The sequence below is a fragment of the Vibrio sp. Vb1980 genome (assembly GCF_033338615.1).
GTDB classification, from domain to species: domain Bacteria; phylum Pseudomonadota; class Gammaproteobacteria; order Enterobacterales; family Vibrionaceae; genus Vibrio; species Vibrio alginolyticus.
Map to the genome: position 1 here is coordinate 1 of NZ_JAWOSZ010000177.1, position 522 is coordinate 522.

At 47.3% G+C, this 522-nt stretch carries 1 protein-coding gene; it reads right to left on the reverse strand.

Annotated elements, in window-relative coordinates:
• The coding region (locus tag R7F64_RS24375; RefSeq protein ID WP_318072222.1) for an AMP-binding protein at positions 1 to 522 on the reverse strand (522 nt) is incomplete at both ends.

The following is a 522-nucleotide window of genomic DNA, read 5'->3' on the forward strand; positions in this document are numbered from 1 at the left end:
GAACACTCAGTAAGTCCATAACCTTCAAGCAGGTAGCAGCCTGTGGTCTTCAGCCATTTTTCAGCAACAGCACGTTGAACTGCCATACCACCACCAACAGCCAAGCGAAGATTACTGAAGTCCAACTCATGGAAATCTTCATTGTTCACTAGCGCATTGAATAAGGTATTCACACCTGTGATCGCTGTGAATTGGTACTTTTGCAGCTCTTTTACAAAGCCAGGAATATCACGCGGGTTGGTAATCAGTAAGTTACGACCGCCCATTTCGATAAACAGCAAACAGTTCACTGTCAGTGCGAACACGTGGTAAAGCGGCAATGCGGTTACCACTAATTCACGACCTGGAGAAAGTACAGGACCGTAAGCCCCTTTCGCCTGAAGCACGTTCGCAATCATGTTGCGATGCGTTAGGATTGCACCTTTTGCGACACCCGTAGTACCACCAGTGTATTGCAGAAATGCAATATCATCACCAGACATAAACGGCTTCACGTATTGCAGACGACGACCTTTGCGCAGC